Origin of the sequence: Acidocella sp. KAb 2-4 (assembly GCF_020567705.1) — a bacterium.
Taxonomy (GTDB): Bacteria; Pseudomonadota; Alphaproteobacteria; order Acetobacterales; family Acetobacteraceae; genus Acidocella.
Window position 1 is genome coordinate 39,121 of sequence record NZ_JAJDJU010000017.1, and the last position, 20,220, is coordinate 59,340.

Consider the following 20,220-nt stretch of genomic DNA (forward strand, 5'->3'; position numbering starts at 1 on the left):
GCCGCGTTAAACGTGGAAGCTCTCGCCGCAACCGCAGCGGCCCTTCTCGTTCGGGTTCTCGAAGGTGAAGCCGCGGGTCAGCTTGTCTTCCTTGTAATCCATCACCGTGCCGATCAGGAACAGAGTGGCCTTGCGGTCCACCAGCACGGTGAGGCCCTGGCTGGTCACGCTCTCATCCTGCGGGCCAGGGGCTTCCACCCAGCTCATCTCGTAAGCCATGCCGGAACAGCCTCGCGTGCCCACCGAGATGCGCAGCAGCTTGCCGGCCTCGGCGCCCTCATACAGCTTGCGCAGCCGCGCGGCCGCCGCCTCGCTGAGTTGCATCAGCGGCGGAAGTTCACGTTTCAGTTTGGCGGGGGTGAAGCTTGTGCTCATGGCAAATCCCTCAGAACATGTTCAGCGCGAGCCGCGCTTCTTCACTCATGCGGCTCTGGTCCCAGGGCGGGTCCCATACCGTATCAACGGTGACATCGCCCACGCCATCCACCGCCGCCACGGCCATGCGCACCATCTCCGGCAATTCCTGCGCCGAGGGGCAGCCCGGCGCGGTCAGCGTCATCTCCACATGCACGTCGTTCTTGTCGCTGATCTCGATCGCGTAGATCAGGCCAAGTTCGTAGATATTCACCGGGATCTCCGGGTCATACACGGTGGCGATGGCACCGATCACGGCGTCTTCCGACACGCGCGGGGCGGTCTCGCCCTCGGGCGTCCAGGCGGTCACGGGAACCATTTTCTCGGTGTCAGACATGATGCAAAGCCTCCGCCAGCGCGCTCCAGGGCAGCGTGGCGCAACGAATGCGGGAAGAATAGGCGGCAAGCCCGGCCAGGGCGTTGAGGCCGCCCAGCGCCGGGTTTTCCCGCCCGGTGGTGAGCAGCGTTTCAAAGTCGCGACTCAACTGCGCGATCTGCTCGGCGGTCTTGCCGGCCACCGCGTCAGCCATCAGATCGGCGCTGGCGCTCAGGATCGCGCAGCCCTGGGCCTCGTAATGCACATCCATGCCCGCCCGGCGCAGATACACATGCACCTTGTCGCCGCAGATGGGGTTGGCGCCCTCGCCTTCGGCGTCAAACTGCGCCGGACGGCCGGCATGCAGCGGATGCTTGTGGCGCTCGACGATGAGCGCCTGATACGGATCGCTCATGCGAAAACCTGCTTGATACGGAGCAGACCTTTGGCCAGGGCGTCGATCTCCTCCGGCGTCGTGTACATTCCAAACGAGGCGCGGGCCGTGCCGGTCACGCCCATGCGGCCCATCAGCGGCTCGGCGCAATGATGCCCGGCGCGCACGGCAATGCCCTGGCGGTCGAGCAGCGTGGCGATGTCATGCGGATGCGCGTGGCGCATGGTGAAGGAGATCACCCCGCCGCGGTCCTGCGCATGGCCGATGATATTCACCCCCTCGATATTGCCGAGCGTGGCGAGGGCGTGCTCGGTCAATTCATGCTCATGCGCGGCGATCGCCTCGAAGCCGATGCCACGCACGTAATCAATCGCCGCGCCCAGGCCGATCGTCTCGATGATCGCAGGGGTGCCCGCCTCGAAGCGGAAGGGCGGTTTTGCCCAGGTCGATTTCTCGTAGGTGACATGCCCGATCATCTCGCCCCCGCCCATGAAGGGCGGCATCGCCTCCAGCAATTCACGCTTGCCATACAGCACGCCGATGCCGGTGGGGCCGTAGAGCTTGTGGCCGGAGAACGCATAAAAATCCGCGCCGATAGCCTGCACATCGACATGCCGGTGCACAATCGCCTGGCAGCCATCGACGAGAATTTTCGCGCCGCGCTCATGCGCGAATTTCGCCAGACGCTCAACCGGCGTGTAGGAGCCAAGCACGTTCGACATCTGCGTGACGGCGAGCAGCTTCACCTTGCCATCGGCGAACACCTGTTCGAGCGAGTCAAAATCGATCTCGCCCGCATCGGTGATTTTGATGATCCGCAGATCTGTGCCGTGCGCGTCGCGCAGCATCTGCCAGGGCACCAGATTGGCGTGATGCTCCATCTCGGAAACCGCCACCGCATCGCCCGGACGCAGCGCGGTGCGGCCCCAGGTATAGGCGACGAGGTTGATGGATTCCGTGGCGTTGCGGGTAAAAACGATCTCATCGCGCGACGCGGCGTTGATAAACGCCGCCACCTTGTCGCGCACCGCCTCGAACGCGTCGGAGGTTTTTTCCGACATATAGTGCAGGCCGCGATGCACGTTGGCGTATTGCGCCTCCATCACATGGCGCATGGCGTCGATCACCGCGCGCGGCTTCTGCGCCGAGGCGGCTGAGTCGAGGAACACCAGCGGCTTGCCATGCACCTGCTGTTTAAGGATCGGGAAATCCTCACGGATCACGGTGACGTCGAAGCTCCGCAGCGTGGCGCTCATGGCTGCACCCACCAGTTATTGATTGCGGCTTCCAGCAAGGTCCTTGCCTCCTTCTGCGTCACCGGCTCCAGCGCGGCTTCCAGGAAGGCGCGGATCAGCATGGCGCGCGCTTGCGCCTCGGGGATGCCGCGCGAGCGCAGGTAAAAAAGCTGCTCCTCATCCAGCGCGCCTACCGTGGCCCCGTGGCTGCATTTCACGTCATCAGCGAAAATTTCCAGCTCGGGCTTGGTGTCCATCTCCGCGCCCGGCGACAGCAGCAGCGCTTGGCTGAGCTGGAAGCCATCGGTCTGTTGCGCGCCGCGCGCAACCTCGATGCGCCCCTGGAACACGCCGCGCGCGGTATCCGCGAGTACGGATTTCACCGTCTGGCGCGAGGCGCAGCCCGGAGCCTTGTGCGCGACGACCGTGGTGAAATCGCCATGCTGCGTGCCATTTAGCAGTTGCGCGGCATTGAGATGCGCGAGCGCGCCGGGGCCGGTGAGCGCCGCATGGATTTCGGTGCGCGAGAGCTGGCCGCCGATCGTGGCGGTGAAATGCTCGTAGGATGCGGAAGCGGCCACGCTGGCGCGGATGGTGGCGAGGCTATATGCCGCGCGGCTTTCCTCCTGCACCCGGATATGCGTGAGCGCCGCGTTGGCCGCCAGCGTGATATCAGTCACCGGGTTGTGCCAGTAAATGCCTTCACCTTTGGCAATCTCAAGCACTGTCAGCCGCGCCCCCTCGCCCAGCGTGATGCGGTGGCGCAGGTGGAAGGCGAAGGGCACGTCGCCCGTGGCGTGCGAGATCAGCAGCACCGTTCCGGCATCCACGCCGGCGGGAACATGCAGCGTCGCGCCGTCATGCGCCTGTTCGGCGTTGATTTGCGCCAGCGGCAGCGCGGAGTCTTCAGCGACGGGCGCGAAGCCCCGCGCGAAAGCGAACGGCGAGGACAAGGCGGCGTTGAACACGCCATTGAGAAACACCAGGCGCGGCAAGCCGAGATCAGGCAGCGCCGGGGCAGCGCCTACCGGCGGGGCGACGAAGCTGATGCCCGAAAGCGGCCGCAGATCGGTATAGCGCCAGGCTTCCAGTTTCTTGGTGGGCAGCGCGGTCATGGCTCAGGCGGCTTCCAGCCCGGCATAGCCGCGCGCTTCCAGTTCCAGCGCCAGCTCCTTCGGCCCCGAGCGTACAATGCGCCCGGCCGCAAGCACATGCACCACATCCGGCACGATATGGTCGAGCAGACGCTGGTAATGGGTGATCACCAGGGCGGAGAAATCCGGCGCGCGCAGGGCGTTCACACCCTCGGCGACGATCTTCAGCGCGTCGATATCCAACCCGGAATCGGTCTCGTCGAGGATCGCCAGACCGGGCTTGAGCAGCGCCATTTGCAGCATCTCGTTACGCTTCTTCTCACCGCCCGAAAACCCGACATTCACGTTGCGCTTGAGGAAATCCTCTTTCATGTGCAGCGACTTCACCGCCGCGCGCGCAAGCTTCAGGAAGGCGACGGCATCCAGCTCCTCCTGCCCGCGCTTGCGGCGCACCGCGTTCAGCGCCGTGCGCAGGAAATTGGCGTTGCCCACGCCGGGCAGTTCCACCGGATATTGAAAGGCCAGGAAAATACCCGCCGCCGCGCGGTCCTCGGGCGGCAGGTCCAGAATGTTCTGCCCGTTATAGATCACCTCGCCCTCTGTCACCTCGTAACCATCGCGGCCCGAGAGCACATAAGAGAGCGTGGATTTACCGGCGCCGTTCGGCCCCATGATGGCGTGGATCTCGCCATCCGGCACAGTCAGGTTCACACCGCGCAGAATTTCCTTCTCGCCAATGCGCGCATGCAGATTCTTGATTTCCAACATCAGCCGACAGAGCCTTCCAGAGAAACAGAGAGTAGTTTTTGCGCCTCGACGGCGAATTCCATGGGAAGTTCCTTGAGAACATCCTTGCAGAAACCATTCACGATCAGCCCCACCGCATCCTCCTGGCTGAGCCCGCGCGAGCGGCAATAGAAAAGCTGGTCCTCGGCGATCTTCGAGGTGGTGGCTTCATGTTCCACCTTGGCCGAGGTGTTGCGGCTCTCGATATACGGCACCGTATGCGCGCCGCATTGGTCGCCGATCAGCAGCGAATCGCATTGCGTGTAGTTGCGCGCGCCCGAGGCGCTGGCCGCGATGCGCACCAGCCCGCGATAGGTGTTATCGGAATGCCCGGCCGAGATGCCCTTGGAGATGATCGTGCTGGTGGTGTTCTTGCCCAGATGGATCATCTTGGTGCCGGTATCCGCCTGCTGGTAATTGTTCGTCACCGCGACCGAGTAGAACTCACCGACCGAGCCATCGCCCTGCAAAACGCAGGAGGGATATTTCCAGGTGATCGCGGAGCCGGTCTCCACCTGCGTCCAGGAGATCTTGGAGTTACGGCCCCGGCAAGCACCGCGCTTGGTGACAAAATTATAGATCCCGCCTTTGCCTTCGGCATCGCCGGGGTACCAGTTCTGCACCGTGGAGTATTTGATCTTCGCCTCGTCCAGCGCCACCAGCTCCACCACCGCGGCGTGCAGCTGGTTCTCGTCGCGCATCGGCGCGGTGCAGCCTTCGAGATAGGAAACCGAGGCCGCCTCATCCGCGATGATCAGCGTGCGCTCAAATTGCCCGGTATTGCGCGCGTTGATGCGGAAATAGGTGGAGAGCTCCATCGGGCAGCGCACGCCCTTGGGCACATAGACGAAGCTGCCATCGGAAAATACCGCCGAATTCAGCGCCGCGAAGTAATTATCGCGCACCGGCACCACGGAGCCGAGATATTGGCGCACCAGCTCGGGATGTTCGCGCACAGCCTCGGAGATCGGGCAGAAGATCACCCCCGCCTTGGCCAGCGTCTCACGGAAGGTGGTGGCGACGGAAACGGAGTCGAACACCGCATCCACCGCCACGCCGGCCAGCGCCGCGCGCTCATTCAGCGGAATGCCCAGCTTCTCATAGGTTTTCAGCAGCTCGGGATCGACCTCTTCGAGCGATTTCGGCGCCGCCTTGGCCGGGGCGGCGTAGTAATACAGCGCCTGATATTCGATCGGCGGGTGATGGATGCGCGCCCAATCCGGCTCCTCCATGGTCAGCCATGCGGCATAGGCCTTCAGCCGCCATTCCAGCATCCATTCCGGCTCGTTCTTCTTGGCCGAGATCAGGCGGATGATGTCCTCATTCAGCCCGCGCGGGAATTCCTCCATCGCGATATCGGTGGTGAAACCGTATTTGTATTTCTGCTCGGCCAGGTCTTGCACAGTGGTCGTGGACATAAATCAGGCAACCTTGTTGATCGGCTGGGGCAGACGCAAACCGGGCGGCAGCGCCGCGGCGGCCATGTCAGCCAGGGAAATATTGGTCAGCGCCTCGCTGATCGCCTCGTTCACCGGGTCCCAACGCCCCGCCACGGGGCAGAGCGACTGGCTCTCGCAGGTGCCGGTGGCGCCCTCGACGCAGGAGGTCAGCGCGATCGGGCCATCGATGGCGCAGATCACCTCGGCGATGGCGATGGCCGAGAGCGGCCGGCCGAGCCGGTAACCGCCGCGCGCGCCGCGGGTTGATGTCACCAGCCCCTGCCCGGCCAGCGCCTTCAGCACCTTGGCCACGGTGGGCTCCGGCACGCCAATGGCGGCGGCAATGCCCGGCGAGGTTTCCACCCCTTCGGCCGCGCTCAACCGCACCAGGGCGGCGACCGCGTAATCGGTCAGGCGTGAGAGTTTCAGCATCGGCGCTCCGTTAAACGGACCTGTTTGGTCCTGTTTGCCAAATGGGGCAGGACGGCGCGCTCGTCAACCCCATTTTGCCGCGCTCAGCCGCCGAGTCTGTCGATGATCGCGGGCAGCTCGTCCGGCACCGTGGCACTCAGGCGGGTTTGCGCCTCTCCGTAGCCCCAATGAACAAAAATGCAAGGCAGCCCCAGCCCTTCCGCAGCCAGCAGGTCGTTGTGGTGATCACCGATCATCACCGCCTCCACCACCTCCAGCGCCGCCAGCGTGGCGGCCAGATGGCGCGGGTCGGGCTTGCGGTAAGGGGTGGAATCGCCACCCAGCACGGCCCCGAAGAAGGGCGCCAGCCCGAGCCGCTGCAAAATCGCCACCGCCGGGCCGTGCGGCTTGTTGGTGCACACCGCCATCGGCCGCCCGGCGGCGCGCAGCTGGTCCAGCACGCCGGGAATGCCCGGATAGGGCCGCGTCTGGCTCACTGGGTCGGCCTGATAGGCGGCCATGAACGCGCCCAGATGGCGCGGCTCCGCCTTGCGCCCATGCGCGGCGAAGGCGCGTTCGAGCAATTGCTTGGCGCCATCGCCGATCATCTGGCGGATCGCCGTGAGGTCATGCGCGGTCAGCCCGTCCGCCGCCAGCACTTGGTTCACCGCCGCGGCGATGTCGGGGGCCGAGTCGATCAGCGTGCCGTCCAAGTCGAAGATCACCGCGCGCATGAAACACTCCGTCGTACAAATTGAATCGGCGCTCCTTTGACATGGAAGCGCCGCCAGGGCTACCGCAAGGGCAGGTCTACAAAGGGTTGAGCTGATGTGCGGAATTGTGGGTGTTGTGGGATTGTCTGCCGCGGCGCCGCTATTGCTGGATGGGCTGAGGCGCCTGGAATACCGTGGCTATGATTCGGCCGGGATCGCGACGCTGGTCGAGGGCCGGATCGAACGCCGCCGGGCCGAGGGCAAGCTGAAAAACCTGGCCGCCGTGCTGGAGCGCCAGCCGCTTGCCGGCGCCACCGGCATCGGACATACGCGCTGGGCCACCCATGGCGCCCCGACCGAAAGCAACGCCCACCCGCACGCCACCGCGCGCGTGGCCGTGGTGCATAACGGCATCATCGAGAACCACCACGCCCTGCGCGCCGAGCTGGAGGCCAAGGGGCAGGTCTTCGCCTCCGAAACCGACACCGAGACCGTGGCGCAGCTGCTCGACCTGCTGCTCGCCCAGGGGCTGGCGCCGATCGACGCCGCCCGCGCCGCCTTCGCCCGGCTGGAGGGCGCCTACGCCCTGGCACTCATCTTCGCCGGGCATCCGGAGCTGATCATCGGCGCCCAGCGCGGCGCGCCGCTGGCCGTGGGCTATGGCGAGGCCGAGATGTATCTCGGCTCCGACGCCCTGGCCCTGGCCCCGCTGACCCGCGAAATCGCCTATCTGGAAGACGGCGACTGGGTGGTGGTGAGCCGCGAGGGCGCCACGTTTTACGACAGTGACAACGAGCCGGTGAACCGCGCCAAGAAACTTACCAGCCTGACCGGCGCGGCCATCGGCAAGGGCAATTTCCGGCACTTCATGGAGAAGGAGCTGCATGAACACCCGGTGGTGATCGGCGACGTGCTGCACCGGATGCTGGACGGCGCCGCCCCCCGCCTGCCCGCCCTGCCATTCGATCTCGCGGCGGTGAAACGCATCACCATGAGCGCCTGCGGCTCGGCCTTCTATGCCGGGCTGACCGCCAAATTCTGGCTCGAACATATCGCCCGGGTGCCGGTGGAGGCCGATATCGCCTCCGAGTTCCGCTACCGCACGCCGCCGCTGGATGAGGGCGGGCTGGGGCTGCTCGTCAGCCAATCCGGCGAGACCGCCGACACCCTGGCGGCGCTGCGCTACATGCGGGCCGAGGGGCAGAAGATCCTCTCCGTGCTCAACGTGCCGGAAAGCTCGATGGCGCGGGAATCCGACGCCATGCTGGAGACCATCGCCGGGCCGGAAATCGGCGTTGCCAGCACCAAGGCGTTCACCGCGCAGCTCACGGTGCTGGCGGTGTTCTCGCTGGCCATGGCGCAGGCCAAGGGCGCGCTGGCGCAGGCCGAGATCCGGCGCCTCGCCGCCAGCCTGCTGGAAATCCCGGCCAAGGCGGCTGAGATCCTGCATAACGACGCGCCGATCAAGCACCTCGCCAAGCGCATCGCCGAGGCGCGGGACGTGCTGTATCTGGGCCGCGGCGGCTGCTACCCGATTGCTCTGGAGGGGGCGCTGAAGCTGAAGGAGATCAGCTACATCCACGCCGAGGGGTATGCCGCGGGCGAGATGAAGCACGGACCGATCGCGCTGATCGACAAATCCGTGCCGGTGATCGCCATCTGCCCCTCCGGGCCGCTTTTCGAAAAAACCGCCTCCAACCTTCAGGAAGCGGCGGCGCGCGGCGGCCAGGTGGTGGTGATCTCCGACGAGGCCGGCGCCTCCAAGCTGGCCCCGATCGCCGCCGAGACCATCCTGGTGCCGGAGATCGATCCGTTCGCGGCGCCGATCCTGCACGCCATTCCGGTGCAGATGCTCGCCTATCACGTGGCGGTGCTGAAGGGCACGGATGTGGACCAGCCGCGCAACTTGGCCAAATCGGTGACGGTGGAATGAGTCCCGGCGGCGCTTCACAATCTGTGAGGATTGCCGCCAACACCACCTGTTTTTTAAAATTTTATTGGCTTTTTTTGTTCAAAGGGCGCCTTTTCGCATACGCAGCGAACAGGGCGAATTATGGTGAAAATTCGGCAAAATCATGTTTTAGGGTTTGAATTCCGGGCCGGTCTTTAGGTAGTCTAAATGCCCTGAGCAGAGGAATCCGAGATGCCACACAGCAATGCTCTCATTGGCCAAGCCCGGATTATTGAGACACACGCCAGCCTGGCAGGCGCACCGCGCAGGGGCGCAGACGCCGCGCAAGAGAGGTTCTACGTCGAGGATGGCTGGGTGTTCCGCGAACACCACGGCAAATATGTGGAATGCATCTGCCGCAGCGAAGAGATCGTCCCCGCCGCGGCTCCATCCAAGGTCATCATTCCGCTCGTCTGAGCCTGCGCGGTTACGGCGTCATTCCCGTGGGGGCCTGAGTGGTGCCGCCAGGGCCGGCGATCGGCACCTCGGACCCGATTGTGCCGGTCGGGTGCTGCGCGACGGTCGGCAGGGTCGGCACATTGGCGCCGATATTGCTGTAATTATCTTTGTTGCGCTTCTTCGGCGCGGGCGCGGTGGTGCCCGGCGGCGGCTTCGCGATGCCGGTGCTTTGCGTCCCCTTGGTCGTGGCCGTGCCGGTGGTGGTTTGGGTCTGCGCCACGGCGGCGCCAGACAGCGCCATGGCAAGCACGAAGGCCAATGGTAGACGGGTCATATCCCTGCTCCTCAAGTTCATATTCATGACTATCGAAGAAGGCGGCGCCCCGCAATGATGTCGCGCAACCCGCCCCTGGCCGCCCCAGGATGACGGTAACATCAATGTTTGATTGATTTTTTGTAGTCGATTCGTTATTTACCGTTAGCTTAAGATTCCTCCTCAAGTGTCGGTCAAGGCGGAAAAATGTCGCGTTTTTCGGGGGCTCGGAGATTGGCGGGCGGGTTAATGTTTCACCGCTTGCGGGGGACACGGCTTTGGCGCGACCGCCGGGCGGATACGGCGGTTGAGTTCGCGATCATCGGCGCCGCGTTCTTTTTGTTCATCTTCGGCATTTTCGTGGTGGCGATCGATCAGTTCTGGCAGATGACGCTGGATGACGCGGTGCGCGCGGCCGCCCGCGAAGTGGCCATCGGCAAAATCAAGACCGGCCCCGATTTCGTCAGCTATGTGTGCGGGGAGTTTGGCGTCGCCGCGCCCTATTGCGACAGCAATCTGCAATATTCGGTGCAGAGCAACCCTTATTTCGCAGCCGCGGGCGACCCCAACAGCATTGTGCCGGCGGCGCTGGGCCCCGACGGCAACCTCACGCCCAATGGCACGTTTTCGGTTACCCTCTCGGTGCCGCCGCAGCCCGCCACCGCGACCCAGGCCGCCGTTACCGGCTCCGAGCAGATGCTCCTGGTACAGGTCGCCTATCCGCTGCCGTTCAAACTCATGATCCTGCCCGGCGGGGTCGCCACCGAAAACGGAACCCCCTCGCTCTATTCGGCTGTCGCCACGGTGATGCAATAATGCGCAAGTTCAGATTCTCCCGCGGCAAACTCGGCCGGCGCGGCATTGCGGCGGTTGAATTCGCGATCATCGTGCCGGTGCTGCTGGTGCTGTTCATGGGCACGATCGAGATGCTCACCGCCTACCGCACCGAGGCGAAGCTGAACGCCATCGCCTTCAACGTGGCGCAGATGGTGGCGCTGGCGCAGTCGGTCTCCACCGCCAATGCGCCCATCGCCAACGCCACGGCGGCGACGCCGCTCACCGCCGATTCGCCAACCGTGCAGGTCGTCTCGCTCAACGATATCTGCCGTGGCGCGGCCAAGGGGTTGGCGCCGTTTCCGCCAGGCGGGATGACGCTGGCCATCGCCAGCATCACCGAGGAACAAGGCCCGACCGCCCAGCCGACCAGCGGCAACCCGGCCTATGCCGCCACCCCGACCTATGACGAGTGGGAATCCGACAGCACCGCCGCCGCCGATAGCTCCTGTTCCACCCCCTCGCCCAGCGCCACCACCACCATCCTCTCCGGCTCGCCGCTCACCACCGCCACCACGGGAGCGAGCAGCATGGTGCTCAACCCTTGCGATAATGTCATCATCGTCCAGGCCAGCGTGCCTTATGCGGGGCTAATTGGTCTGTTCATCAGACACCCGCTGACGCTGACCCAAACCGCCTATGTCCGCTGGGCTTACACCCTGCCCACGACCGAACTGCAATGCACCGGCTGCACGCTCGTCTCTGCCCCGACGCAAGTGTGCAACGCCGATAACACCTCGAATAATTAAGGAGCGCCCAGCATGTTCGTTTCCTTAATCCGTAAATTCCTCCGCGAACGGCGGGCGGCCACGGCGGTGGCTATGGCGATCCTCACCGTGCCGCTGCTCATCGCCGCCAGCGCGGCGGTTGATTTCGCGCGCATCGCCTCGGCGCGCACCCTGTTGCAGGCGGCTGTGGATGGCGCGGCCGTGGCGGGCGGCGGCGAGTGGCAGATGTCGGAGTCCAGCACCAGCGCTTATAACGTCAGCTCCAACGAGTTCTCCAACACTGGCGCGCAATTGCCGAGTTTCGTCGAGATCTCGCCACCGACGATCAAGCTCGCTTGCACTGGCAACGCCACCCAATGCGGCAGCTCCGCCCCCTACAGCACCACGCTGTTTACCACTTGCGCCGCGGGGGTGGAGTATTGCGTCACCGTTTCGGCCACCGCCACACTGAAAAATTCGTTATTTGGCTGGTTGATCCCGACCACGCTGCTGAGCGCGTCCAGCACCGATTCCGTGGGGTTTGGCACCACCGGCTTCAGCGGGCGCAATATCTCCAGCGGCCGCGAGTTTGGCTCCGCCGGCGATATTAGCGGCATCTACGCCTACGCCGTGCCGATGGACGCCGCTGGCGGCACCCCCAATTACAACGAGATGCCCACGGCAAACTCCTACTGCGCCAATATTACCGGGCCTTTGCAGCATCTGGCCAGCTCGACCTCCCCCGCCGGTGTTACCGCCTGCAACTTCCTGTTCGTTGCCGACTCTCTTCACGACACCGGTAGTGGCGGCGCGATTTCGCTGAAGCCAAACCAGCCGATCGCCTTCAGTTTTGTCAATGAGACAGGCGCCAACGGCTATCACAGCACTGAGTCCACGCATTACACGGATAATATCCTGGTCTCCACGACCTCATCGTCCGGAGGCTTCACCTATTACCCGGACGGCTACCTCACCCCGCCAACCCCACCCGTGATCTGCGGGCGGCACCAGCGCGACTGCACCCCCTCACCGGGCTCGCCGGGCACAGCGCTTTATGGCCAGTGCCCCAATCATACGCTGTACGGCTCGATCGACTACAATAACGGCACGCCCGTCACCGACTCCCTCAACCAGTATTCCTCGGCCTATGAGGTGGCGGGCGAACCGCCAACCTATGAGACCAACCATGTGCTGGTGCCCTTCGTCACCACCCATGTCGTCCCGCAAAATGTAGGCGGCACAACATATTATGTTAAAGCCGTCTGCCCGAATTATCCGCGCTCGGGCACCTCGATTAACGCGCCGGTAAGCACCAATTACTCCAACACCGTCGGCAACCAATTCGCGGCGGGAATGAACACTTTCGCCACCTGGTTCCCAACCGGGCTGGCAAACCAGGTCGCGTTTACCGATTATTTTCCCAACAATGCCGCCTGCGGCATTGATGACTGCAGCCCGACGACAGACATCTTCCCGCCCGCCATCGGCGGATGCAGCCCAGCGCGAAGTATCAATGATAATGGCGTGACACCATCTTCCGCCGATCCGTGGTGGAACTGGAGCCCCTCAAACATATCGCCCAGTTATTGCGCTCAGGAACAAGCGCCAAAATACAGCGACTGCGCCTTGCTCATCCAGCCGCTCGGCGCCAACCCGCCAACCGACGCCAATGGCGGCGCCCTGGTGCCTGATTATTATAACACCATCGAAGACGGCAGCGGCAATATCATTGCGCTCGACCCGGTCTACGACAGCAACACCTACACGGATTTGTTGACCGGCGTGCAGATCAACAACACCGACACCGCAGGATACACACCGACGAACAGCACACCAACCCGGTCGCTCATCACCAACGCAACGACGATCCACGGTGACAGCACGGCGACGCCATATGCAAACACGCAATATGTCGGGGATTATCTGGTGGTCCAGATCCCCTCGACCAATGGCGTGCCGACCTCGGATCACAACCCGCCGCTCTACACCTCGCATCATTGCTACGATTCTTCGGTGGCCGTCGTGGATAAAGGCTATCGGCCGGCCGGTAGCTCGGTGGATGCGCTTGGCTACAATGCCGATGGCACCGCCATCGACCCTGTCGCCAACCCGCAGCTCGGCGCTGTCGTGTGCAATAAAAACCCGCCTGCTTCCTATGCTCTGTATTGGAACGACCTAGGCACCTACCAAGCCGACGATCTCGGCTATTGGAATGCGGTCACCACCTTCACCTGCTCAGCACCGGCAACCACGAATACCGGCGGCGGCGCCTCGCTGTTATCCGGATAAGCGCCGCTGGCGGCGGGGTCAGGCAGCTTGTTCTGCCGCCCCGCTATGCGGCAGGATGCCACCGCCCGCTGTGCGGCGCACGGAGAGCGGCCCCTCCAGCCCCTTGGGCAAACTCATGCAAAAAGCGTGATTGCCTGAGCCAATCCCCGCCTCCCGCAAATCCTCGCGGAACATATTGGCGATGATCCGCCGCACGAATTGGTCACCGCTGAAGACATCAAGGCACACCGCCCAGTCCGTCGCGGCCATATCCTGCGCCCAGCCGGTCAAAATGTCAGGGCCGGCCTGATCGACAAAGCCGCGCAGCGGGCCGGCTTGGCGCGGCTTGGGCAACCCGGCCCGCCGGGCCAACCGGTTGAGGATCGCTTGCAAGCGGAAGCCCTGACTGAGCAGCGCCATGCAGGGTTCCTCCGCCGCCATGGCGCCAGGGTAGAGCGCGCGGAACTCCGCCGCATTTTCAAACTGCCCCCTGAACCGCTCGCCCATGAAGGTCTCGGCCGGGCAATTCTCGGCCAGGATGACATCGTGGCTATCGAGCTCGACATGGTAATAAGAGATCGCCTCAACGCGCGGCAGCTGTGTGATGGTGACGCCATTAACCAGCCGGGAGGCGTGGATCAGCCCGCCACCGATGCAAATGGCATGGCCCGGCGACACCAGCAGATCGCGCGACGGAATGCCGGGCGCGATGGCCCCGGCCTTGATGCACACCGGCAGCACCTTGGCATGGTTGGCGAAGGGCGCGGCATAGCTGCGCCGGCCGATCCACTTCACCGGGCGCAACGCGCCGCCAAGCGTGCGCACGTTCATGCCGATCTTCAGCGCCTCCACCGGCACCTCGCCCGCCGCGGTGGCGATGCGCGTGCCACGCGCGAAGCAGTTCACATCCTCGATCAGCGTGCCGCCCGCGCCATCGGCGAGAAGCGCGAAATCCGCCGTGACGAAATTGCCGGTGAGATGGATGGTCTCGCTCTGGCTGGCATTGCTCACGATCAGCCCGCTGCCGGAAACATAGGTTTCCGTGGTCGCGGCAAAATCGGTGAGGTCGATGGCATCCGCCTGGGCAAACCCGGCGATTGTGACACCAGCGGCCAGCCCTGCACTATCGCCCGCAATCGTCCAATCGGCGCCGCTGGCGAAGCTGATTTCGCTGAAATTCTGAAACTGCGTACCGATGCCGGTGAGCGCCGTGGCGGATGTGCCGGAGAGCTCCAGCACATCCTGCACGCCACTGCGGGCGACGATATTGCCGGTGAAGCTGGCGCCCGGGTCAACAATGAGCAGCCCCGCCGCGGCGCCGAACTGCACCGCGCTCCCGGCAACGCCATTGACGGGCCCGACGCCGCCCGCGCCACCCGCCACGGTTCCCGCGTTGATCAGCGTCGCCCCGCTAAGATAGATGGCCGTTCCGCCCTGCCCGCCCTTGCCGGAGGCTGCGCTTGCGCCAGCGCCGCCGCTGATCACGCCCTCATTGCTCACCACCGCGCCATTGGTGAGGCTAACGCCATAACCGCCAACACCCGCCGCACCCGGCGATGCCGCCTGGCCCACCCCCGCCGCGCCGCCAAGGCCGCCCGCGCCGCCGGCAATGCTGCCGTGATTATCCAGGCTACCGCCCGCAACCAAGGCGACACCGACACCACCGACACCACCCGCGCCACCATTGCCCGCCCGCGCCCCGGCATTGGTGGCGCCGCTCGCGGCATTGCCACCGGTGCCGCCCGTACCGCCCGCGCCGCCCGCCACCGCGCCATGATTGATGAACGTGCCAGCTCCGGCGAGGGAGACACCGATGCCGCCAACGCCGCCCGTGCCGCCATTCCCGCCTGGAGAGCCCTGGCCCGCCGTGCCGCCCGTGGCGCTGCCCGCCGTACCCGTGGTACCAATGCTGCCTTGCCCGGCCCCAATCACGCCGTAGCTGATCAGCGTGTTCGCCGCATAAGACGGCACGATCACGCCCGGCCCTCCGAGCTTCACCGGCGCTATGGTGCCAAGATTGGTGATGGTCAGCGGGCTGGCATAAGCGCCAAGCCCAAGCGTCACCGCGTGCGTAATCGTGGTCGAAATCGTGCTGCCGCTCATGGTCCGCCTCTATCCCTGGCCTGGCGCCATCGCCTTGCGCGAGGAAAAAGCAACTCCCCGCGCAAGTAAAGCGCATAATGCTTGGCGGTCATCGCCTCACGCAAATTCCGCGCCGCCGCCATCGTGCGCGTCCCACCAATCATCCGGTCCCGCCACCTTGCGGAACCCGGTGATGGCGGACTCATGCTCGCGGGGCACGCAAAGCAGATTACCGGAGGCCACACTGCCGAAGATATTCTCGCTGACGCCCGCATGGTTTTCCGGGTTGAACAGGGCGGGAAAATGCCACCACATGTCGTAACCGAACTCATGGATCAGCGTGAGTAATTGCCGCGACTGCGCGCGCCGGTCATTCTCCACATACAGCACCGGACGATGGCGCCGGATCAGTCCCCGCGCCCCTTCCAGCACCTGAGCCTCCATCCCTTCCACATCGATCTTCAGCAGGCGCAGCGACGGCAGGCTCAGCGAATCGAGCGTGATCAGCGGCACCGCCTCGCCCTCAACCGGCTCCAAAAACGACACGCCGCCGAAATTACTGCCCGCGGCGTGGTAATTCACGTCCGGCACGTTCAGGCACCCCGCCTGAGCCCCCGCACCGGCCTGAAAGCTGCGCACGTTAAACGCCTCGTTCATCGCGATATTGGCGCAAAGCAGCTGAAACACCACCCGTTGCGGCTCAAACGCGTAAACCCGTCCGGTTGGCCCGACGAGTTGCGCCAGATACACCGTATGCGCACCGATATTGGCGCCAACTTCGATGGCGATATCTCCCGGCGCCAGGAGCTGGGCGAAGACTTCCGCCTCGCCCTCGGAATACTCGCCATAAAGATCGAGCGAGGCGCCGATGAAGCGGTCGGTAAGCAGATAGATCATCCGCCCGTGCCGGCAATCCTTGACCCTGGTAATCCGTTCAGTCCCCGAATCTGGCATGGCGCCTCCGACCGCACGGTTGATGATATATCGCTACCGAACCAGAAAATATGGAATTCGCGTTTCAATCTCAAGCACTTGTTCCGGCGTCAGCACTGTGCGCCAGCGTCCGGTCTCGCCGCTGCGCCCGGCATGGTGCGAATGCCATTGCGTGTGCGGGTCAAGCAGATCGCCCGACTGCCGGTCCTGCAAAATTCCAGGCTGGCCATGCATCCGCGCGATATGTTTTTCCACCTCCGGACGGCTGGTGGCGGCGAATATCCGCGCCGCATCCGCCGCGGAGATCGCGCCGCCGAGCCACACCGCGATCTCATGCACTGTCTGCTCGTCGTTGAAAAACCCGCTCTCGTAGCGATACAGCCGGGCGCGGGCGTCGCCGCTGAATTCCATGCACAGCCGCGCGGCGTCTCCGACGAAATACAGCGCCCGCTCGAAGCTGTGGCTGCGCGCCTGCATCAGCGAGACCACGGCATCGCGCGGGTCGCGCACGGTGATGAAGATGCGCGCGGCGCGCGCGGCCAGCGCCAGCACTGTCGCCTCACCGGCGATCTCGTGCGATTTCACGAGGTCCACGGTGCCCGCGCGCCCAAACTCCGCCAAACTCTCGCCGCCGCTGAAAAAATGGCTCACCGGCTGGGCCTCGAGTGCCAGCGCCTGCACCAACCTGACGACATTGAACAGCCAAGTAGAGGCGCTGCCATACATGCCGAGGCACCAGATGGTCCGCCCGCTCAGATCCGCCATTGCGGCGCGTCAGAGAAAATTGTCGAGCGTGGCGATGACCTGCGCCGCCGTGATCAGCCGCGTGCACTCAAACTGGCGCGGCGTGTTGGCATGGCGCGGGCACCAGAGGAAATCCTTATGGTCGAAGCGGTGGCGCACATCGTTCCAGCAGGAATTGCAGGCGTGATAGTTGATCACGCGATGCGGCGTGGCGAATTCATTGGTCGGATGCGTGAACCCGGCGATCATCACCACCGGCGCGCCCGCCGCCCAGGCGAGCCAGGAAAGGCCGCTGGACAACCCGATGAACGCCTTGGCGTGGCGCAGCCAGCGCACGCGCTCGGCGAGCGGGCGGTCGCCCGTGTGATCCTCTACCCCATGCGGCAGATGGTTCCAGACCAGCCCGCCGCCATGCACCGATTTCTGGTCGATGCAGATCACGCGATAGCCCTTGGCCTTGAGATGCGCGATCACCTCCTGCCAGCCATAGGGGTTATTCCAATATTTCGCCTGGGTGGTGCTCTGCACGGCGATGCAGACATAGGGCTCCGCGATCGGCGGGCCGTCATTGGGGATGCCAAGCTTGGGCGCCACCTCGGTCGGGTCGACGCCCAGGATGTAGCCGGAGGTGCGGTGCAGGCCGACGAGGCGAAAATCGCAAGGTTGCCAGTGATGGTCTTCATCGTCGAAAAACAGGCCGATGCTGTAGGTGGCGTAGAAGCTCTCCGGCTTCACCTCCTCATGCGTGATGAAATTCACGTCCGGATACGCATCCTTGAACAACGGCACCAACAGATGCGACATCGCGCAGCTCAGCTTGCAGCGATGCTTCTCCTGAAACTTGATGGCATAGGGGAACCACCCCATGATGTCGCCCAGCGTGCCGACCGGGAACTGCACCAGCACCTCGCGCCCCTCGGCGTTGTAGTCGTGCTGGAAAAAGACATTCGCCTCGTCGAACACCTCGACCCCGAAGCGGATGTAATAGCGCTTAGTGCTGTTAATGAAGGTGCCGCCAGGGTTACTCTCGAACAGGATGTTCCCCGTGTCGAGATCGCGCAGGCGCACCCGCCAGGCCTTGCCCTCGGGGATGGTGACGCGCGCGCCCAGATTGAAGTCGTAGCGTATGCCCAGCGGCCCCATCTGCGTGGGCATTGGCGCCGCCGGGGGATACGGCCCCTTCTCCTCCTGCACCGGCTGCGGCACCGGCGCGGCGGTCTCCACCTCTTCCACCTGCGGCTCAGGCGTTACGGCCATATCCATATTTCGGCACCCTCATCCCATTCTGCGCCCGGATAATCACATCACCACGCCGGGCTCCGCAAGCGGCCGGGCCTACCAGCCATGCGACATCACCGGGATCTGCACCGTGTGTTGGCTGGCCGAGGTGAACAGCGTCACGCCACCGGGCGGCTGCGCCGAGGCGCTGACCACTCCGCCAACCCCGGCGCTGCCGCTGAAATAGGCTCCCACGCCCAGCACGCCTGCCGCATAAGCTTGCGAGTTGGTGACCGTGCCGAGGCTGGGCAGAGGCGTGGCGGCCGAGCCCGTGGCGCTGCTCTGCGGGGGAAGGGCAAAGCCGGCCTGCGGCGCCGTATAGCCGTCCAGCGGATCGACGATCACGAGCTGACCCTGGCTGTTTTCCTCCAGCGCGAAATAATGCCCGGCATAACTCTGCGCCGGATCGAGAGAGAGCGTGGCGATCGCGGTGCCGCCGGAACTCACGGTCAGCACGTTATTGGCGCCGAGCGATACCGTATCCGCCGCCGCATAGCTGAACCCGGCCAGCACGATTTCATCCCCCGTGCTGCCGCCCGCGTCGAAGCCGCTGATCACCGCGGTGGGCATGGTGGTGCCGCTGACCACGAGCACACCATCGCTGCCCGCGAAAACGATACTGCCGCTGACATTGGCGCCCTGGTTCAGGATTTCCGTGCCACCGCTGATCACCGTGCTGGTCACCGTGCCGCTGTTATCGACGATCTGTGTGCCGCCGCTCAGCACCGTGTTGCTGGTGGCCGTGCCGCCGCTCAGCACATATTCCACCCCGCCCGCGCTAATGGTGGAGTTGGTGATGGATGCGCTGGTGGTGATGGTCCCGGCGTTGTCGAGCACCACGCCGGTCTTCGTCGCCGTGCCGGTGCCAGCCGCCGCGCCACCTGAGAGCACGACCAGATAACCCCCGGCGCTGATCGTGGTGGTGCTCGCGGTGCCGCCAGAGGAAATGACCTCAAGGCCGCCGCTCTGCACGATGCCGCGGCTGGCAATTCCGCCAGAGTAAACACTCTCCACCGCGCCATTACTGATGGTGGTGCTGATGGACTTGCCACCGGAATACACGTTTTGCGCACCGCCCGAGGCGATGTATGTCCTACTCGCCGTGCCGCCGGAATACACGTTCTGCACACCGCCGCTGCTCACCGTGTTGCTCGTCGCGACACCTGTGGAGAGCACGTATTCCGTCCCCCCAGCGCTGATCCTGGAGGTGGTCATCGTCCCGGCGCTGGTGATCACGCCCCCGTTATCCAGCACCACGCCCGTTGAGGTGCCGTTCGCTGTTGCCGTGCCACCTGGAAGCACCACCACATAGCCCCCGGTCGAGACCGTCGTGGCGCTCGCCACACCGCCCGAAGATACGATCTCCAACCCGCCGGAGCTGACCTTGGTGGCGGTGGTCACGCCGCCCGCATACACGTTCTGCACGCCGCCGCTGCTCACGGTGGTCGCCGACGCGGAACCATATACGGTCTGCGCACCGCCCGACTGCACCGTGGCCGCACTGGCGATGCCGCCGCTGAGCACGTAGTCCGCCCCGCCAGCGCTCACATTCGTCCCCGATTCCGTGCCGCCCGAGTAAGTGACCAGCGTGCCGCCGCTACTCACCACGGTGCCGCTGGCGGTGGCGCCGGAATATACTTCCTCAGTTGCGTCACCGCTGAGGATGGTGCCCACCGTCTTGCCGGTGCCGGCCACGCTCTGCGTACCGCCGGCCGACACCGCCGTCGCGCTGGCTGTGCCGCCCGACGAGACAAACTGCGTCGCGCCGCTGCCGACCGTCACCGACACCGTGGTGCCGTAAGCCGACTGTACGGCGCCCGCGCTCAACGCAGTCGAACTCGCCGTCCCACCCGCCGACACGATTTCCACGCCACCGCTGCTCACCACCGTGCCGGAATCCGTGCCGCCA

The 20,220-nt window shown here is 64.6% G+C and carries 19 protein-coding genes and 1 pseudogene; 5 read left to right on the forward strand and 15 right to left on the reverse strand.

Annotated features, from left to right (window positions below; genetic code table 11):
* Positions 1 to 6: 6 nt before the first annotated feature.
* The 9 genes from LI953_RS11450 to LI953_RS11490 form a co-directional block, all read right to left on the reverse strand.
* Positions 7 to 375, reverse strand: coding sequence for an iron-sulfur cluster assembly accessory protein (locus tag LI953_RS11450; protein ID WP_227076217.1), 369 nt, complete (start codon positions 373 to 375; stop codon positions 7 to 9).
* A gap of 10 nt (positions 376 to 385) precedes the next feature.
* The gene (locus LI953_RS11455; RefSeq protein WP_227076218.1) at positions 386 to 751 is read right to left on the reverse strand and encodes an SUF system Fe-S cluster assembly protein; all 366 of its coding nucleotides are present in this window, start codon (positions 749 to 751) and stop codon (positions 386 to 388) included.
* Complete coding sequence (sufU, locus tag LI953_RS11460) at positions 744 to 1,145, reverse strand: Fe-S cluster assembly sulfur transfer protein SufU (RefSeq protein ID WP_227076219.1); 402 nt, start codon at positions 1,143 to 1,145, stop codon at positions 744 to 746. The genes LI953_RS11455 and sufU overlap by 8 nt, the downstream gene beginning before the upstream one ends.
* Positions 1,142 to 2,380 (reverse strand): cysteine desulfurase, encoded by a 1,239-nt coding sequence (locus LI953_RS11465; protein WP_227076220.1) that lies wholly within the window; start codon positions 2,378 to 2,380, stop codon positions 1,142 to 1,144. The genes sufU and LI953_RS11465 overlap by 4 nt, the downstream gene beginning before the upstream one ends.
* On the reverse strand, positions 2,377 to 3,474 hold the full coding sequence (gene sufD, locus LI953_RS11470; RefSeq protein ID WP_227076221.1) for a Fe-S cluster assembly protein SufD: 1,098 nt from the start codon (positions 3,472 to 3,474) through the stop codon (positions 2,377 to 2,379). Before sufD ends, LI953_RS11465 begins: the two co-directional genes overlap by 4 nt.
* 3 nt (positions 3,475 to 3,477) lie before the next feature.
* Positions 3,478 to 4,221: a Fe-S cluster assembly ATPase SufC gene (sufC, locus tag LI953_RS11475; RefSeq protein WP_227076222.1), complete on the reverse strand. Its 744-nt coding sequence runs from the start codon at positions 4,219 to 4,221 to the stop codon at positions 3,478 to 3,480.
* Positions 4,221 to 5,657 carry a Fe-S cluster assembly protein SufB gene (sufB, locus tag LI953_RS11480; RefSeq protein ID WP_227076223.1) on the reverse strand — a complete coding sequence of 479 codons (1,437 nt, stop codon included), beginning with the start codon at positions 5,655 to 5,657 and terminating at the stop codon, positions 4,221 to 4,223. The genes sufC and sufB overlap by 1 nt, the downstream gene beginning before the upstream one ends.
* A 3-nt stretch (positions 5,658 to 5,660) precedes the next feature.
* Positions 5,661 to 6,110, reverse strand: a complete 450-nt coding sequence (locus LI953_RS11485; RefSeq protein WP_227076224.1) for an SUF system Fe-S cluster assembly regulator — start codon at positions 6,108 to 6,110, stop codon at positions 5,661 to 5,663.
* A gap of 83 nt (positions 6,111 to 6,193) precedes the next feature.
* Positions 6,194 to 6,823, reverse strand: coding sequence for an HAD-IA family hydrolase (locus tag LI953_RS11490; protein ID WP_227076225.1), 630 nt, complete (start codon positions 6,821 to 6,823; stop codon positions 6,194 to 6,196).
* Between the two features lie 94 nt (positions 6,824 to 6,917).
* Between LI953_RS11490 and glmS the strand changes: the two genes are divergently transcribed.
* Positions 6,918 to 8,735, forward strand: a complete 1,818-nt coding sequence (gene glmS, locus LI953_RS11495) for a glutamine--fructose-6-phosphate transaminase (isomerizing) (RefSeq protein ID WP_227076226.1) — start codon at positions 6,918 to 6,920, stop codon at positions 8,733 to 8,735.
* A 210-nt stretch (positions 8,736 to 8,945) separates the two neighbouring features.
* Positions 8,946 to 9,170 (forward strand): hypothetical protein, encoded by a 225-nt coding sequence (locus tag LI953_RS11500; RefSeq protein WP_227076227.1) that lies wholly within the window; start codon positions 8,946 to 8,948, stop codon positions 9,168 to 9,170.
* 10 nt (positions 9,171 to 9,180) lie between these two features.
* Here LI953_RS11500 and LI953_RS11505 read toward each other — a convergent pair whose 3' ends face one another.
* On the reverse strand, positions 9,181 to 9,486 hold the full coding sequence (locus LI953_RS11505; protein WP_227076228.1) for a hypothetical protein: 306 nt from the start codon (positions 9,484 to 9,486) through the stop codon (positions 9,181 to 9,183).
* Positions 9,487 to 9,714: 228 nt separating this feature from the next.
* Here LI953_RS11505 and LI953_RS11510 point away from each other — a divergent pair, with 228 nt between their 5' ends.
* Genes LI953_RS11510 through LI953_RS11520 form a run of 3 tightly spaced genes read left to right on the forward strand, consistent with a single transcriptional unit; the run spans position 9,715 to position 13,295 of the window.
* On the forward strand, positions 9,715 to 10,281 hold the full coding sequence (locus tag LI953_RS11510; RefSeq protein WP_227076229.1) for a TadE/TadG family type IV pilus assembly protein: 567 nt from the start codon (positions 9,715 to 9,717) through the stop codon (positions 10,279 to 10,281).
* Positions 10,281 to 11,048 (forward strand): TadE/TadG family type IV pilus assembly protein, encoded by a 768-nt coding sequence (locus tag LI953_RS11515; RefSeq protein ID WP_227076230.1) that lies wholly within the window; start codon positions 10,281 to 10,283, stop codon positions 11,046 to 11,048. The genes LI953_RS11510 and LI953_RS11515 overlap by 1 nt, the downstream gene beginning before the upstream one ends.
* 12 nt (positions 11,049 to 11,060) lie before the next feature.
* Entirely contained in the window at positions 11,061 to 13,295 is a 2,235-nt protein-coding gene (locus tag LI953_RS11520; RefSeq protein ID WP_227076231.1) for a TadE/TadG family type IV pilus assembly protein, read from the forward strand.
* An 18-nt stretch (positions 13,296 to 13,313) separates the two neighbouring features.
* Here the strand turns inward: LI953_RS11520 and LI953_RS11525 are convergent, their stop codons facing one another.
* The 5 genes and pseudogenes from LI953_RS11525 to LI953_RS11550 form a co-directional block, all read right to left on the reverse strand.
* Positions 13,314 to 15,377: a Hint domain-containing protein gene (locus tag LI953_RS11525; RefSeq protein ID WP_304505191.1), complete on the reverse strand. Its 2,064-nt coding sequence runs from the start codon at positions 15,375 to 15,377 to the stop codon at positions 13,314 to 13,316.
* A gap of 96 nt (positions 15,378 to 15,473) precedes the next feature.
* Positions 15,474 to 16,253 (reverse strand): FkbM family methyltransferase, encoded by a 780-nt coding sequence (locus tag LI953_RS11535; RefSeq protein WP_227076232.1) that lies wholly within the window; start codon positions 16,251 to 16,253, stop codon positions 15,474 to 15,476.
* Between the two features lie 90 nt (positions 16,254 to 16,343).
* The gene (locus LI953_RS11540) at positions 16,344 to 17,054 is read right to left on the reverse strand and encodes a hypothetical protein (protein WP_227076233.1); all 711 of its coding nucleotides are present in this window, start codon (positions 17,052 to 17,054) and stop codon (positions 16,344 to 16,346) included.
* Between the two features lie 9 nt (positions 17,055 to 17,063).
* The gene (locus LI953_RS11545; protein WP_227076234.1) at positions 17,064 to 18,296 is read right to left on the reverse strand and encodes an autotransporter strand-loop-strand O-heptosyltransferase; all 1,233 of its coding nucleotides are present in this window, start codon (positions 18,294 to 18,296) and stop codon (positions 17,064 to 17,066) included.
* 72 nt (positions 18,297 to 18,368) lie between these two features.
* Positions 18,369 to 20,220, reverse strand: a pseudogene (locus LI953_RS11550) (hypothetical protein); the annotation flags it as partial.